Genomic DNA, 17900 nt, shown 5'->3' on the forward strand with positions numbered 1-17900 from the left:
TGGCCGGTCAACTCCCGGTTCCCGCATGCTCGCTGTCGGAAATCACTCGAAAATCACGGCGTTTTCGCCATCTCATCCATCTCATCCATCTCATCCATCTCATCCATCTGCGGGAGATCAGCCATGAGTGGGCTCACCGTACCTGTCGACGCCCCGATGGCCGGGGACGACATCATGATCGAGACCGAGGACGTGGGCAAGGTCTTCGGTTCCGTACGCGCACTGGACTCGGTGAACATCACCGCCCGGCGGGGCACCGTCCTCGCCCTGCTCGGCCACAACGGCGCGGGCAAGACCACCCTCGTCAACATCCTCGCGGCCGCCCTGCCGCCCAGCTCGGGCCGGGCCAGGGTGGCCGGTTTCGACGTCACGCGCGAACCCCGCGAGGTCCGCCGACGCGTCGGCCTGACCGGCCAGTTCGCCTCCGTCGACGCCCAGCTCAGCGGGCGGGAGAACCTCGTCCTCATCGCCCGGCTGCTCGGCGCCGACCGCAGGTCCGCCCGGGCCAGGGCCGACGAACTCCTGGAGCTCTTCGGGCTCCAGGACTTCGCGACCCGCCGGCCGGGCACCTACTCCGGCGGCCTGCGCCGACGCCTGGACCTCGCCGCGAGCCTCGTCGGCCAACCGGACGTCATCTTCCTCGACGAACCCACCACCGGGCTCGACCCGTCCAGCCGACTGAGGCTGTGGGAGATCGTGGAAGGGCTCGTCGCCCAGGGCACCACGGTCCTGCTCACCACCCAGTACCTCGACGAGGCGGACCGGCTGGCGGACTCCATCACGGTGCTCTCCGCCGGATCCGTCATCGCCGGCGGCACGGCCGCCGAGCTCAAGGCCACCGTCGGCCAGCGCACCGTCACCGTCACCCCCGACCCGGCCGCCGGCCCGGACGCCGCCGCCGCGGCCCTGCGCCGCGCCGGGATGGAACCGGTCCCTGACCGGGAGAACGGCACGGTCGTCATCGCCATCGAGGCGTCCAAGGACATCGCGGCCGTCATCAGGGCTCTCGACCACGCGGGCATCGAGGCCACGGAACTGTCCTTCGGCGAACCCAGCCTCGACGACGTCTACCTGGCCCTGGCCGACCAGCAGACCCGCCCCCGGCCGACGGCACCGGCGGTCGCCCCGTAACCCCCACCCACACCTACCCATTCGCATGCTCGCGTTCACTGTGGAGACTCCATGACCGCACCGCTCACCCGGACCCCCGAGGAGGGCACGGCGGCGCCGGTCGCCCACGCCCCCGGCCGCCCGGGCAGCCCCACCGCCTGGGCCGGCAGCTCCATGCTCGGCCAGGTACGGGTGCTCACCGGCAGATCCCTCCGGGCGATGGCCACCGACCCCGGAACGGTCCTGTTCGGCCTGATCCAGCCCGTGATCATCCTCTTCGTCCTCACCCAGGTCTTCAGCAAGATGGGCCACCCGCCCCACTTCCCCAAGGGCGTCAGCTACCTCGACTTCGTCCTGCCCGCCGTCCTCATCGACAACGCCGTCCAGTCCGCCATGCAGAGCGGCGTCGGCCTCGTCGACGACCTCAAGAACGGCATCGTCGCCCGGCTGCGCTCCCTCCCCATCCACCCCAGCTCGCTGCTCATCGCCCGCAGCATCTCCAGCCTCGTGCGCAGCGCGATCCAGGTCGTCATCATCCTGCTGCTGGGCATCACCGTGCTCGGCTACTCCCCCAAGGGCGGCGCGGGCGAACTCGCCGCCTCCGCCGGGCTGACGCTGTTCATCAGCTGGACGCTGGGGTGGGCGTTCATCGCGGCCGGCGCCTGGCTGCGGCGCGCCGAGCCCATGCAGAACCTCGCGATCATCGCCATCTTCCCCCTGATGTTCGCCTCCAGCGCCTATGTGCCCGTCGACGACCTGCCCGCCTGGCTCCGGGTGGTCGCCGAGGTCAACCCGCTGACCTACGCCATCGACGCCACGCGCGCCCTGGCCCTCGACGTGCCGGGCGCCGACGCCGCGCTGCCCGCGGTGCTCATCAGCGGCTTCATCGCCGTGGTGGGCGCCGTGGCCGCGGTGCTGGGGTTCCGGCGTCCGCTCTGACGGTTCTTCCCCTCACCTCTACACGACGCTGCCCGTACCGGGATTCCGGTACGGGCAGCGCTATTCGGGGCTGGTGTCAGATCTCGTCCGAGAGGCCGAGCTCGTTGTCGAGGAGGTCGAAGACGTCCTCGTCGGAGGCGGACTCGAAGTCGAACTCCGCGTCCTCCCCGGAGCCGGTCGCGTCCCCGGCACCCGCTCCCTTGCCGCCGTCGCGCAGGGCGCCCCACTTGGACCGGAGCACCTCCAGACGGCCGGCGACCCGCTCGAACATCTCCTCGGTGACCTCCAGACCGAGGAAGGCCTTCTCGAGCTTCTCGAGCTCGCCCAGGACCGCCTCCGGACCGGCGGGCGAGTCCGCCGGGGCCACCTTGGCGTACAGGTGGTCCACGAGCTCCCCGGCCGTCGGGTAGTCGAAGAGCAGCGTCGCCGGCAGCCGGACGCCCGTGAGCGCGCTGAGCCGGTTCCGCAGCTCGACCGCGGTGAGGGAGTCGAAGCCCAGGTCCCGGAACGCCTTGGCCGGGTCCACTTCCGCGCCGCCGGCGTGGCCGAGGACCGTCGCGATCTGCCCCCGGACGGCGTCCAGCAGCACCTCGCGCCCCTCCGCCGCCGAGAGCGCGGACAGCCGCTGGGCGAGATCGGCGGCGGCAGCGCCGCCACCGGCCCCGGCGGAGGCCGCCCGCCGGCCCGCCGGCGTCCGGATCAGGCCGCGCAGCAACGGCGGCACCTCACCCCGCGCGCGCAGCGCCGCGAGGTCCAGCCGCAGGGGCAACGTCACCGGCTCGTCCGCGAGGGCCAGCGCCCTGTCGAACAGTGCCACGCCCTCCTCCGCGGAGAGCTCCGGCATGCCCGTCCGGGCGATCCGCTGGACGTCGGCCTCGGTCAGCGTGCCCGTCATACCGCTGTCCTGGGCCCACGGGCCCCAGGCGAGCGACGCTCCCGCGAGTCCCTCGGCCCGGCGGTGCCGGGCCAGGGCGTCGAGGAAGGCGTTGCCGGCCGCGTAGTTCGCCTGGCCGGGGGTACCGAAGGTGCCCGCGGCGGAGGAGAAGACGACGAAGGCGTCGAGGTCGAGGTGCTTGGTGGCCTCGTGGAGGTTCCAGACAGCGTCGACCTTCGGCCGCAGGACGGCGGAAACACGATCCGGGGTGAGGGAGGCGACGATTCCGTCATCCAGCACACCGGCGGTGTGCACGACGGCGGTGATGCGACCGTTCCGGGAGACGAGATCGGCCACGGCAGCCGGGTCCGTGACGTCGCACGCTTCCACGGCCACGTCGACACCCTCGGCGGCCAGCTCGGCCACCAGCGCCTCGGCGCCCTCGGCGGCCAGACCGCTACGGCTCACCAGGAGGAGGTCGCGTACGCCGTGGTGGGTGGCCAGGTGCCGGGCGACGATGCGGCCCAGGCCGCCCGTGCCGCCGGTGACGAGGACCGTACCGTCGGGGCGCCAGGGGGCGTCCGCCACCGGCTCGGCCGTCACCCGGGCGAGGCGGGCGGCGAGGAACTCGCCGCCACGGACCAGGAGCTGGGGCTCGTCCACGGCCAGCGCGCGGGAGAGAACCGAGGCGTCGGCATCATCGTCGAGATCCACCAGGCCGAACCGGCCCGGGTTCTCCGACTGCGCCGAGCGGACCATTCCCCACACCGCCGCACCGGCCAGATCACGGCCCGTGGTGGCGCCGCGTGTCACAAACGTCAGACGCGACTCCTCGAACCGCTCCTCCACCAGCCACGACTGCAGCAGACCGAGAACACGAGCGGTGAGCTCGTGCGTCGACCCCACCACATCAGCCTCGCCACTGACCTCGACCACGACCGCGGCAGGGACGGCGTCCGTCTCGCTCAGCTGGTCGAGATCCACGTACGACACGGCCTCGACGTCCGCGACCTGGACCGGAGTCCAGTCGAGCCGGAACAGCGAGTCCCTGTCCACTGTGTTGAGCTGGTCGGCCGCGATGGGCCGGACCACGAGCGACTCGACGGAGGCCACGGGCGCGCCCGTCGTATCGGCGATCGCGATCGACACCCCGCCGCCGTCGGCGGCCGTACGGATGCGGACCCGGACGGCGGAAGCGCCTGTGGCATGCAGCGAGACGCCCGTCCACGAGAACGGGACTCCGCCCTGGCCCTCACCGCCGCTGAAGGCGGCGGCGTGCAGGCTCGCGTCGAACAGCGCCGGGTGGAGGCCGAACGCCCCACCGTCGGTGCCTTCGGGCAACGCCACCTCGGCGAACACGTCGTCGCCGAGCTTCCACGCCGCCCGCAGGCCCTGGAACACCGGACCGTACGCGAAACCGGCCTCCGCGAACCGCTCGTAGGCGCCCGCCACATCGACCGCTTCCGCTCCGGCCGGCGGCCACGCTGCGGCATCGAATTCCTGCGTCTGCGCGGCGCTCGCGGTGAGGAAACCGCTGGCATGCAGCGTCCACGGCTCCTCTCCCGTACGGGAGTGGATCGTCACCGCGCGACGGCCCGCCTCGTCGGGCTCACCGACCCAGACCTGCGCCTGGACACTGCCCTGCTCGGGCAGGACGAGCGGCGCGGCCAGCGTCAGCTCCTCCAGCAGACCGCAACCGGCCTCGTCACCGGCCCGCAACGCCAGCTCCACCAGCGCCGTACCCGGCACCAGCACCGACCCCATGACAGCGTGATCCGCCAGCCAGGGGTGGGACTGGACGGACAGCCTGCCCGTGAAGAGGAAGCCATCGGTGTTGACCAGTTCCACCGCCGCGCCCAGCAGCGGGTGCTCGGCGGAGCCGAGGCCCGCGAACCGGACGTCCCCGGCGCGTACGGCCGTGCCCGTGGGCCAGAACCGCTGGTGCTGGAACGCGTACGTCGGCAGGTCCACGCGCCGCGCGCCCGCATCCGCCCCCGTGAAGAACGCTGTCCAGTCCACCTTCCCACCGTGGACGTGGAGTTCGGCGAGCGCGCTGACGATCGCCGTCTCCTCGTCCCGGTTCCTGCGGAGCGCGGGGACGAGGGTGGCCGGGTCGGTCAGGGACTCCTCGGCCATGGCGGTCAGGACGCCGTCGGGGCCGAGCTCCAGGAAGCGGGTCACGCCCTCGGTCTGAAGGGTGCGTATCCCGTCGGAGAAGCGGACCGCCTCACGGACGTGCCGCACCCAGTAGTCGGCGGAGGCCAGTTCCTCGGGCTTGGCGAGGTCGCCGGTGAGGTTGGAGACGACCGGGACGGCCGGGGCGCCGAAGGAGATGCCCTCCAGGGCCTCCCGGAACTCCGCCAGCATCGGCTCCATCAGCGGGGAGTGGAAGGCGTGCGAGACGCGAAGGCGGCTGGTCTTGCGACCCTCGGCCTCGAAGTGCCCGGCGATCCTTGCCACCGCTTCCTCCGCGCCCGAGACCACGACCGACGACGGGGCATTGACGGCCGCTGTCGAGACGTCGTCCGTCAGCAGCGGCAGGACCTCGTCCTCCGTGGCCCGGACGGCCAGCATCGCCCCGCCCAAGGGCAGGGCCTGCATCAGCCGCCCGCGAGCGGCGACGAGCCGGCAGGCGTCGTCCAGCGAGAAGACACCCGCGACGTGGGCGGCCGCGACCTCGCCGATCGAGTGCCCGGCGACGAAGTCCGGGCGCACGCCCCACGACTCCACCAGCCGGAACAGCGCGACCTCGACCGCGAAGAGCCCGGCCTGGGTGTAGACGGTCTGGTTGATCAGCTCCTCGTCCTCGCCCCAGACGACCTCCCGCAGGGGGCGGTCCAGGTGCTCGTCCAGGCCCGCGCACACGGCGTCGAACGCGTCGGCGAAAACGGGGAAACGGGCGTGCAGCTCCCGTCCCATGCCGAGCCGCTGGGAGCCCTGGCCCGAGAACAGCAGTGCCGTCCTCCCCGAGCCGACCGAGCCCTCGACCACACCGGCGCCAGGTTCACCCGACGCCAGTGACGCGAGCGCTCCCGTCAACGACTCCGCGTCGGCTGCCAGTACGACGGCCCGGTGCGCGAAGCTCGACCGGCTCGACACCAGCGAGAATCCGACATCCGTCGGCCGGCTTCCGCTGATGTGCGCCAGCAGGCGCGCAGCCTGATCCCGCACAGCGGCTTCGGTCTTGCCCGACAGCACCCAGGGAACGACCGCACCCGACGCGGGGGTGTCGTCGCCTTGCGGCTCAGGCTCCGGCTCCGGGTCGGCCTGCTCAAGGATCACGTGCGCGTTCGTCCCGCTGATGCCGAACGACGACACACCCGCCCTACGCGGCCCCTCACCCTCCGGCCAGACGGTCCGCTCCGTCAGCAGTTCCACAGCGCCGGCCGACCAGTCCACGTGAGAGGACGGCTGGTCGACGTGCAGCGTCCGCGGCAGGACGCCATGGCGCATCGCCATGACCATCTTGATGATCCCGGCCACGCCCGCCGCCGCCTGCGTGTGCCCGAGGTTGGACTTCACCGAACCGAGCAGCAACGGCCGCTCCTCCGAACGCCCCTGACCATACGTCGCCAGCAGCGCCTGCGCCTCGATCGGGTCACCCAACGTCGTACCCGTACCATGCGCCTCGACGACATCCACATCACCGGCCGACAGCCCGCCACTCGCGAGCGCCTGGCGGATCACCCGCTGCTGCGACGGACCATTCGGCGCCGTCAGACCGTTCGACGCACCGTCCTGGTTGACCGCCGAACCCCGCACGGTCGCCAGGATGCGGTGGCCGTTGCGACGGGCGTCCGACATGCGCTCCAGCACGAGCATGCCCACGCCCTCGGACCAGCCGACGCCGTCGGCCGCGTCCGCGAACGCCTTGCACCGGCCGTCCGGGGAGAGGCCGCGCTGACGCGAGAACTCGATGTACGTGGTCGGGGTCGACATGACCGTCACACCGCCGGCCAGCGCCAGCGAGCACTCGCCAGAGCGCAGCGCCTGCGCCGCCAGATGCAGAGCGACGAGCGAGGACGAGCACGCCGTGTCGACAGTCACCGCCGGGCCCTCGAAGCCGAAGGTGTACGACACCCGGCCCGACGCCACACTGCCCGCACTGCCACTGCCCTGATAGCCCTCGAACTCAGGGCCGGAGAGAAGGTTGGCGTAGTCGTTGTACATCACGCCGGCGAAGACGCCCGTCTGGCTGCCGCGCAGCGACACCGGGTCGACGCCGGCCCTTTCGATCGCCTCCCACGTCGCCTCCAGGAGCAGCCGCTGCTGCGAGTCCGTCGCCAGGGCCTCACGAGGGCTCATCCCGAAGAACGCCGGGTCGAACTCCGCCGCCTCCCGCAGGAAGCCGCCCTCACGGGTGTAGACGGTCCCCGTGTGGTCGGGGTCGGGGTTGTAGAGAGCGTCGAGGTCCCAGCCGCGGTCGGCCGGGAAGCCCGAGACCGCGTCCACGCCGTCCGACACCAGCCGCCACAGGTCCTCGGGCGACGAGACCCCGCCCGGGAAGCGGCAGCTCATACCCACGATCACCACCGGATCGTCCGCGACGGACGGGAGCGCCCGCACCGGGACGACCGCCTCGGCCTCGGTGTCCCCGCCGAACAGCTCATCCAGCACGAAACGGACGAGAGCCTCCGCCGTGGGGTAGTCGAACACCACTGTGGCCGGCAGCCGGAGGCCGGTCACCGAACCCAGCCGGTTGCGCAGTTCGACAGCCGTGAGGGAGTCGAAGCCGAGGTCCTGGAAGGCCCGCGTCGGGTCCACCTCGGCGGAACCGGCGTGGCCCAGGACCGTCGCGATCTGTCCACGCACGACGTCGAGCAGAGCCTCGCGCCGTTCGGGCGTGGACAGCCCGCCCAGGCGCTGGATCAGCCCGGAGGCTGCAGCTGTGCCCGCGCGGCGCGTGGCCCGCGTACGGATGAGCCCGCGCAGGAGCGGGGGCACTTCGCCCTGGTTCCGGAGCACCGGCAGGTCGAGGCGGACGGGCAGCACCGCTGCCTCACCGCCGGCGACGGCACCGGCCAGCGCCGCGTCGAACAGCGCCAGCCCCTGTTCGGGCGACAGCGGCGGCATGCCCGCGCGGGTCATCCGCCCGGCCTCGGCCTCGCTCAGCGTGCCGGTCATGCCGCTGTCCTGGGCCCACGGGCCCCAGGCCAGCGACACACCCGGCAGCCCCTCGGCCCGGCGACGCACGACGAGCGCGTCGAGGAAGGCGTTACCCGCCGCGTAGTTCGCCTGACCCGCGCTGCCGAAGGTACCGGCGACGGAAGAGAAGACGACGAACGCGTCGAGGTCGAGGTGCTTGGTGGCCTCGTGGAGGTTCCAGACAGCGTCGACCTTCGGCCGCAGGACGGCGGAAACACGATCCGGGGTGAGGGAAGCGACGACTCCGTCGTCCAGCACACCAGCGGTGTGCACGACGGCGGTGATGCGGCCGTGCCGGGAGACGAGATCGGCCACGGCGGCCGGATCCGTGACGTCGCACGCTTCCACGGCCACGTCGACGCCCTTGCCCTCCAGCTCGGCCACCAGCGCCTCGGCGCCCTCGGCGGCCAGACCGCTACGGCTCACCAGGAGAAGGCTGCGCACGCCATGCACACTCACCAAGTGCCGGGCGACGATGCGGCCGAGGCCACCCGTACCGCCTGTGATGAGGACCGTGCCGTCAGGACTCCACGAGACCTCCGCCGACGCCTGCTTCTGCACCCGCGCCAGCCGAGCGGCCAGCACCTCGCCATCCCGGACGAGCACCTGCGGCTCGTCCACGGCCAGTGCCCGGGACAGAACCGAGGCATCGGCATCACCATCGAGATCCACCAGACCGAACCGGCCCGGGCTCTCCGACTGCGCCGAGCGGACCATGCCCCACACCGCCGCACCGGCCAGATCACGGCCCGTGGTGGCACCACGCGTGACGAACGTCAGACGCGAGTCCGCGAACCGCTCGTCCGCGAGCCACGACTGCAGCAGACCGAGAACACGGGCGGTGAGCTCGTGCGTCGAACCCACTACGTCTGCCTCGCCAACGACGTCGACCACGACTGCCGCAGGGACAGCGGCATCCGTCTCGCTCAGCTGGTCGAGATCCACGTACGACACGGCTTCGGCGTCCGTGGCCTGGACCGGGGTCCAGTCGAGCCGGAACAGCGAGTCCCTGTCGACTGTGTTGAGCTGATCGGCCGCGATCGGACGGACCACGAGCGACTCGACGGAAGCGACAGGCACGCCCGCCGTGTCAGCCACGGCGATGGACAGCCCGCCGTCGGCGGCCGTACGGATGCGGACCCGGAGGGCCGAAGCCCCCATGGCATGCAGCGAGACACCCGTCCATGAGAACGGGACTCCGCCCTGGCCCTCACCCTCGCCACCGCTGAAGGCAGCGGCGTGCAGGCTCGCGTCGAACAGCGCCGGGTGCAGACCGTACGCGCCGCCGTCCACGTCCTCCGGCAACTCGACCTCGGCGAACACCTCGTCGCCGAACTTCCACGCCGCCCGCAGACCCTGGAACACCGGACCGTACGCGAAACCGGCCTCGGCGAACCGCTCGTAGCCACCTGCCACATCGAGGGGCTGGGCGCCTTCCGGCGGCCATACCGTCGTGTCGAACGCGACGGCGGAGCCGACTCCGTCGGCCAGTGTGCCCTGCGCGTGCAGCGTCCACGGCTGGTCCTGACCGTCGTCGGGCCGGGAGTGGACGGTCACGGCCCGGCGGCCGGTCTCGTCGGGCTCGCCGACCCGGACCTGTACCTGCACGCCGCCCCGCTCGGGCAGAACCAGCGGCGCGGCCAGCGTCAGCTCCTCCAGCAGGCCGCAACCGGCCTCGTCACCGGCCCGCAACGCCAGCTCCACCAGCGCTGTTCCCGGCACCAGCACCGACCCCATGACAGCGTGATCCGCCAGCCAGGCGTGGGTCTGGAGCGACAGCCGCGCTGTGAAGAGGAAGCCGCCGTCGGAGCCGGCCAGCTCCACCGCCGCGCCCAGCAGCGGGTGCCCGCCCTCGGACGAGATGCCGAGGGGCGTCATCACCGCCGGCCAGAAGCGCTGGTGCTGGAAGGCGTAGGTGGGGAGGTCGATGCGACGGGCACCGGTGCCGGTGAAGAACGCCGCCCAGTCCACCTGCTCACCGGAGGTGTGCAGCCGGGAGAGGGCATCCACGACAGCGGTTTCCTCGGCCTGGTTCCGCCGCAGAGCGGGGATCACGCCGGCTTCGCCGGTGAGCGAAGCCTCGGCCATGGCGGTCAGGACACCGTCGGGGCCGAGCTCCAGGAAGCGGGTCACACCTTCCGCCTCCAGGGTGCGCACCCCGTCGGAGAAGCGGACCGCCTCACGGACGTGCCGCACCCAGTACTCGGCGGACCCAATCTCCTCGGCCGTCGCCAGCGCGCCGGTGAGGTTGGAGACGACCGGAATGGCCGGAGCGTCGAAGGACAGGCCCGCCACGACCTCCCGGAACTCCGCCAGCATCGGCTCCATCAGCGGCGAGTGGAACGCGTGCGAGACGCGCAGCCGGCTCGTCTTACGCCCCTCGGTCTCGAAGCGCTCGGCGATCCTCGCGACCGCCTCCTCCGTTCCCGACACCACCACCGACGACGGGCCGTTGACAGCCGCGATCGTGACATCATCCGTCAGCAGCGGCAGGACCTCGTCCTCCGTCGCCTGGACCGCCACCATCGCACCACCGGCAGGAAGCTCCTGCATCAGACGACCACGAGCCGCCACCAACGCACACGCGTCCGCCAGCGAGAAAACCCCGGCCACATGCGCCGCCGCCACCTCGCCGATCGAATGCCCGGCCACATACTCCGGCCGCACACCCCACGACTCCACCAACCGGAACAACGCCACCTCGACCGCGAACAACCCGGCCTGGGCATACAAAGTCTGGTTGATCAGCTCCTCGTCCTCACCCCAGACCACGTCCCGCAGGGGCCGGTCCAGGCGCCCATCCAACCCCGCGCACACCGCGTCGAACGCATCCGCGAACACCGGGAACCGGGCGTACAGCTCCCGCCCCATCCCCAGCCTCTGCGAACCCTGACCCGAGAACAGCACGGCCAGCAGTCCCTCGGCCCGCGAGCCGTGCGCCGCCGCCTCGCCGCGGGCCAGGGCCCGCAGGCCGGCGACGAGTTCGTCCGGCTGTGCGCCGACGACCGCCGCGCGGTGGTCGAGGGCGGCCCTGGTCGTGGCGAGGGAGAAGGCCACGTCGAGCGGGTTGTGCTGCTGCGCCCCGGAGTCCAGCAGGGTCAGCAGGCGCTCGGCCTGCGCCCGCAGCGCGGTCTCGTCACGGGCGGACAGCAGCCACGGCACCACGACCGGTGCCGCGTCCCTCTCCTCCTCGATCGCCACCGGCGGTGCCTGCTCGACCAGGACGTGCGCGTTCGTGCCGCTGATGCCGAAGGACGAGATGCCCGCGCGGCGCGGACGGCCGTTCGTACCCCATTCCCTGGTCTCCGTCAGCAGGCGCACGCTTCCCTCGGACCAGTCGACCTTCGACGACGGCTCGTCCACGTGGAGGGTGGAGGGCAGGACGCCGTGCCGCATCGCCATGACCATCTTGATGACGCCCGCGACGCCTGCGGCGGCCTGCGTGTGACCGATGTTGGACTTCACCGAGCCCAGCCACAGCGGCTCGCTCTCCGGCCGGTCCTGGCCGTAGGTGGCCAGCAGCGCCTGGGCCTCGATCGGGTCACCCAGCGTCGTGCCCGTGCCGTGGGCCTCGACCGCGTCGATCTGGTCGGCGGCGAGGCGGGCGTTGGCGAGGGCCTGGCGGATGACGCGGCGCTGGGACGGGCCGTTGGGCGCCGTCAGGCCGTTGGAGGCGCCGTCCTGGTTGACGGCGGAGCCGCGGACCACGGCGAGCACGGGGTGACCGTTGCGGAGGGCGTCCGACAGCCGTTCCACGACGAGGAAGCCGGCGCCTTCGGAGAAGCCCGTGCCGTCGGCGGCCGAGGCGAAGGACTTGCAGCGGCCGTCCGACGCGAGCGCGCCCTGGCGGCCGAACTCCGCGAACACGCCCGGCGTCGACAGCACGGTGACACCGCCGGTCACCGCGAGCGAGCAGTCGCCCTGCCGCAGGGACTGCACGGCGAGGTGCAGCGCGACCAGGGAGGACGAGCACGCGGTGTCCACGGACACGGCGGGCCCTTCCAGGCCGAGCTTGTAGGAGACCCGGCCGGACACCACGCTGCCGTTGCCGTCGCTGCCGGGGTAGTCGTGGTACATCACACCGGCGAAGACGCCGGTCCGGGTGCCCTTGAGCGAGGTCGGGTCGATGCCCGCCCGCTCCAGGGCCTCCCAGGACAGCTCAAGGGTGAGCCGCTGCTGGGGATCCATGGCGAGGGCCTCGCGCGGGGAGATCCCGAAGAACGCGGGGTCGAAACCGGCCGCCTCGTCGAGGAACCCGCCCAGGCGGGGGTACTGGCCCGCGTCCTGGAAGCCCTCCCAGCCACGGTCGTCCGGGAACGCGGAGATCGCGTCTCCACCGGACGTCACCAGCCGCCACAGGTCCTCGGGGGACGCGACGCCGCCGGGGTAGCGGCAGGCCATGCCGACGATGGCGATGGGCTCGTGCCGGGCCGCGGAGAGCTCGCGGTTGTGCTTCCGGAGCCGGGCGGTCTCCCTGCGGGCGGCCAGCAGCGCGTCACCGTCGCCGTTGTCCGTGTCGTCGGTCTCGTCGGTGACTTCCTCCGCGTCCGGGTCGGTCGGTAGATCTCCCGCCTCCGCGAGTTCGAGGAGGCTGTCCATCAGGCCCGCGTCGCGCAGCCGGTTCGTCGGAATCGCCTGCAATGCCCTGCGGATCTCGTCCTCCGCGCCGTGCCCGTCCGCCACCGGGGCCAGCCGGCCCTCGATGTGGTCGGTGACGGCCCGGGAGTTGGGGTGGTCGAAGACGAGCGTGGCGGGGAGGCGCAGACCGGTGATGCGGTTGAGCTGGTTGCGCAGCTCGGTCGCCGCCAGGGAGTCGAAACCGAGCTCCTGGAACGCCCGGTCCGGACCGATCGCATCGGCCGAACCGTGCCCCAGAACCGCCGCGACCTGACCGCGCACGATCTGCAGCACCACACGGTTCCGCTCGTTCGCCGACAGTCCCGCGAGCCGCTGTTCGAAGCCAGCCGGTTCGCCCGCCGCCACGCCGTCCCCGGCGGCCGCCGACCGGCGTGCCACAGGGGCGAGGCCGCGCAGCAGCGCGGGGATCTCGTCGGTACGGTTGCGCAGGGCGGCCGTGTCGACGTGGATGGGGACGACCGTGGGCCGCGGCGACCGCAGCCCGGCCGCGAACAGCTCCAGACCGGCCTCGTAGGAGAGAGCCGGGACGCCCTGGTTGGCCATGCGCTTGCGGTCGATGTCACTGAGGTACTGGCCGAGCCCGGCGCCGACCTCCCAGAGGCCGTACGCCATCGCGGTGGCAGGCAGCCCCTCGGTGTGGCGCTGCTGCGCCAGGGCATCGAGGAAGACGTTGGCGGCCGCGTAGTTGCCCTGTCCGCCCGTCAGCACGAGGCCTCCGGCGGACGAGAACAGGACGAACGCCGCCAGGTCCATCTCACGGGTCAGCTCGTGCAGCCACCACGCCGCGTCCGCCTTCGGCGCGAGCACGGAGTGCACCTGCTCGTGCGTCAGAGCGTCGACCAGTGCGCTGTCACCGATTCCGGCAGCGTGGACCACTGCGGTGAGCGGCCGGTCGGTGGTGATTCCGTCCACCACGGCGGCCAGCGCCCCACGATCGGACACATCGCAGGCGACGACGCGCACGTCAGCACCCGCAGCGGTCAGCTCCGCCACGAGCTCCGACGCACCCGGGGCCTCCAGGCCCCGACGGCTCGTCAGCGTCAGGTGCCGGATCCCGTGCTCGGCGACCAGGTAACGGGCCACAACCGCGCCCAGACCACCCGTACCACCGGTAATCAGCACCCCACCCTCGACATCGAGGGAGACTTCCGCTGCCTCAACCGCAGGAGCCAAGCGCACCAGGCGCGGCACCAGCACCTCACCGCCGCGCACCGCCACCTCCGGCTCACCCGAAGCCAGCGCCGCGACCAGCGCCTCCCCCGGCTCGCCATCGGCGTCCACCAGGACGAACCGACCCGGGTTCTCCGCCTGCGCCGAACGCACCAGACCCCACACCGGAGCCTGTGCCACGTCCAACGCCACACCATCAGCCACAGCCACCGCGTTGCGGGTCACCACGGCCAACCGCGAGCCCGCGAAGCGCTCGTCGGACAGCCAGCGCCGAATCGCCTCCAGTACGTGGTGCAGCACGGCCCGTACGTCGCCGGGCACATCGCCCTCCGACGTCACCGCACCACAGTCCAGCACCACCACATCCGGCACAGCGCCGGACTCCGCGTCCATGGCCTCGTCCCACAGCGCCCACGACACCGCCGCAGCACCATCCGCCACCGCCGCACCGGACCACTCGATCCCGTACAGCGACTCGCCCGGGCCGTCGCCCGCGTCGAGTTGCTCGGCCGACACCGGCCGGCCGACCATCGAGCCCACGGACAGGACCGGTCGCCCGGTCGTGTCGGCGACTGCCAACGCCAGCCCGCCGCCGTCGAGCCGCGACAGGCGCACCCGGACCGCCGAAGCGCCCACGGCGTGCAAGGCAACGTCGGTCCACGCGAACGGAATTCGGGTCTCGCCGTCGCCCGCGCCGACGAAGATCGCGGCGTGCATGGCAGCGTCCAGCAGCGCCGGGTGGAGACCGAACGCCCCACCATCGGTGCCTTCCGGCAGCGCCACCTCCGCGAACAGCTCATCGCCCACCCGCCACGCGGCCCGCAGGCCCTGGAACACCGGACCGTAGCCGTAGCCGTGCTCGCGCAGCGCCTCGTACGCGCCGTCGAGCAGCACCGGTTCGGCACCGGCCGGCGGCCAGGCGCTCAGGTCGAACAACGCCGCCCTCTGAGTATCAGCCGTGAGGAACCCGGAGGCGTGGCGGACCCATGCGCGGTCGCCCGCGTCCTCCCGCCGCGAGTACACGGCCACCGGGCGACGCCCGGCCTCGTCCGTGCCCACGACGACCTGGACCTGTATCGCGCCGCGCTCGGGCAGCACCATCGGCGCGGCGAGCGTCAGCTCCTCCAGCACGTCGCAGCCGACCTCGTCACCGGCCCGGACGGCGAGCTCCAGCAACCCGGTGCCCGGCACGAGGACCGTGCCCCGCACCGCGTGATCGGCGAGCCACGGGTGCGAGGACACGGACAGCCTGCCCGTGAGGACCACGCCGTCCGAGTCGGGCAGCCGCAGGACCGCACCCAGCATCGGGTGCGCCACCGTGTCCACACCGGTGGCGCTCAGGTCGCCCGTGCCGGTCGTGGCGTTCACCCAGTACCGCTCGCGCTGGAAGGCGTAGGTGGGCAGATCGACACGGCGCGTGCTCGGGCCGGCGAAGTACGCGTGCCAGTCCACGGAGGCACCATGCACGTGCAGGCGGCCGAGAGCGTTCGCGAGGTTCGCGACGTCGTCCCTGCCCTTTCGGAGGGCGGACACCGTCAGGGCAGCGTCCACGGCGTCGTCGCCGAGGGTGTCCTTGACCATCCCGGTGAGCACGGCGTCGGGGCCGAGCTCCAGAAAGCGGCTCACGCCTTCGCCGAGGAGGGTGCGGACTCCGTCCGCGAAGCGGACCGCCTCGCGGACGTGCCGCACCCAGTACTCGGCGGACCCGATCTCCTCGGCCGTCGCCAGCGCGCCGGTGAGGTTGGAGACGACCGGAATGGCCGGAGCGTCGAAGGACAGGCCCGCCACGACCTCCCGGAACTCCGCCAGCATCGGCTCCATCAGCGGCGAGTGGAACGCGTGCGAGACGCGCAGCCGGCTCGTCTTACGCCCCTCGGTCTCGAAGCGCTCGGCGATCCTCGCGACCGCCTCCTCCGTTCCCGACACCACCACCGACGACGGGCCGTTGACAGCCGCGATCGTGACATCATCCGTCAGCAGCGGCAGGACCTCGTCCTCCGTCGCCTGGACCGCCACCATCGCACCACCGGCAGGAAGCTCCTGCATCAGACGACCACGAGCCGCCACCAACGCACACGCGTCCGCCAGCGAGAAAACCCCGGCGACGTATGCCGCCGCCACCTCGCCGATCGAGTGCCCGGCCACATACTCCGGCCGCACACCCCACGACTCCACCAACCGGAACAACGCCACCTCGACCGCGAACAACCCGGCCTGGGCATACAAAGTCTGGTTGACCAGCTCCTCGTCCCTACCCCAGACAACACCCCGGAGCGGACGCTCAAGGTGCTCGTCCAGCCCCGCACACACCGCGTCGAACGCGTCGGCGAACACCGGGAAGCGGGAGTACAACTCCCGGCCCATGCCCAGCCGCTGCGAACCCTGGCCCGAGAACAGCACCGCCGTCGAGTCGTTGCCGCGCGCGGAGGCCGTGAAGGCGGTGGGTACGGACTCGCCGTGCGCGAGGGCCTCGAGTCCGTCGAGCAGCTCGGCGCGGTCCGTGCCGACGACGACCGCGCGGTACTCCAGGGGCGCTCGGGTCGTGGCCAGCGAGTGCGCCACCTCGAACGGCGTGAGCTCCGGGCGGGCCGCGACGAACGAGCGGAGTCGGCCGGCCTGGGCGCGCAGCGCCTCCGGCGTGGCGGCGTGGACCAGCCACGGCACGACGTCGGCCGTGTCACCGGCCGTATCTCCGTCCGGTTCGACGCTCTCCGGCTGCGACGTCGAAGACGTCGACTTCGACGGGCCCTGTTCCAGGACCACGTGCGCGTTCGTGCCGCTGATACCGAAGGCCGAGACGCTCGCGCGTCGCGGATGTCCGGTCTCGGGCCAGGCGGTCGGCTCGGTCAGCAGTGCCACGGCACCGGCGGACCAGTCGACGTGCGGCGAGGGCTCGTCCACGTGCAGGGTCTTGGGCAGCAGACCGTTCCGCATCGCCATGACCATCTTCATGACGCCCGCGACACCGGCCGCCGCCTGCGCGTGACCGATGTTGGACTTCACCGAGCCCAGCCACAGCGGCCGGTCCTCCGGCCGGTCCTGGCCGTAGGTGGCCAGCAGCGCCTGCGCCTCGATCGGGTCACCCAGCGTCGTGCCCGTGCCGTGGGCCTCGACCGCGTCGACGTCGGTGGGCGCGATGCCGGAGTTCTCCAGGGCCTGGCGGATCACCCGCTGCTGCGAGGGGCCGTTGGGTGCGGAGAAGCCGTTGCTCGCCCCGTCCTGGTTCACCGCTGTACCCCGCACCACCGCGAGCACCTCGTGGCCGTTGCGCAGGGCGTCGGAGAGCCGCTCGACGAGGAGGACGCCCGCGCCCTCGGACCAGCCGACGCCGTCGGCCGCGCCGGCGAACGCCTTGCAGCGGCCGTCCGCGGAGAGCCCGCGCTGGCGGCTGAACTCGATGAACATGCCCGGCGTCGACATCACCGTCGCACCGCCGGCCAGCGCCAGCGAGCACTCGCCCGAGCGCAGCGCCTGCACCGCCAGGTGCAGGGCGACCAGCGACGACGAGCACGCCGTGTCCACCGTCACCGCCGGACCCTCGAAACCGAAGGTGTAGGAGACGCGGCCGGACACGACGCTGCCTCCGCTGGTGCCCGAGGGCGACACGTTCAGGGCGTAGTCGTGGTACATGACACCGGCGAAGACGCCGGTCCTGCTGCCCTTGAGCGTGGCCGGGTCGATGCCGGCGCGCTCCATCGCCTCCCAGGACACCTCGAGGAGCAGTCGCTGCTGCGGGTCCATGTAGGTGGCCTCGCGGGGCGAGATGCCGAAGAACCCGGGGTCGAATTCCGCCGCGTCGTGGAGGAAGCTGCCGCGGCGCGTGTAGCTCTTGCCGTCCTTGCCCGGCTCGGGGTCGTAGAGGTCCTCGACGTTCCAGCCGCGGTCGACGGGCAGGTCGGAGACGGTGTCGACGCCGTCGACGACCAGCCGCCACAGGTCCTCGGGGACGCGACGCCGCCGGGGTAGCGGCAGGCCATGCCGACGATGGCGATCGGTTCGTCGTCCAGGGGGCGGGGACGCCGGC

3 protein-coding genes are annotated in these 17900 nt (G+C 72.3%); 2 read left to right on the forward strand and 1 reads right to left on the reverse strand.

The window, feature by feature from the left end; genetic code table 11:
* Positions 1-123 precede the first annotated feature (123 nt).
* Positions 124-1131 carry an ATP-binding cassette domain-containing protein gene (locus EKH77_RS02225; RefSeq protein WP_126912752.1) on the forward strand — a complete coding sequence of 336 codons (1008 nt, stop codon included), beginning with the start codon at positions 124-126 and terminating at the stop codon, positions 1129-1131.
* 51 nt (positions 1132-1182) lie between these two features.
* A complete protein-coding gene (locus EKH77_RS02230; RefSeq protein ID WP_126912753.1) occupies positions 1183-2049 on the forward strand; it encodes an ABC transporter permease in 867 nt (288 codons plus the stop codon).
* A gap of 76 nt (positions 2050-2125) precedes the next feature.
* Here the strand turns inward: EKH77_RS02230 and EKH77_RS02235 are convergent, their stop codons facing one another.
* Positions 2126-17848 (reverse strand): type I polyketide synthase, encoded by a 15723-nt coding sequence (locus EKH77_RS02235; RefSeq protein WP_240667684.1) that lies wholly within the window; start codon positions 17846-17848, stop codon positions 2126-2128.
* Between the last annotated feature and the right edge of the window lie 52 nt (positions 17849-17900).

It is taken from the genome of Streptomyces luteoverticillatus, from assembly GCF_003970715.1.
GTDB lineage: Bacteria > Actinomycetota > Actinomycetes > Streptomycetales > Streptomycetaceae > Streptomyces > Streptomyces abikoensis.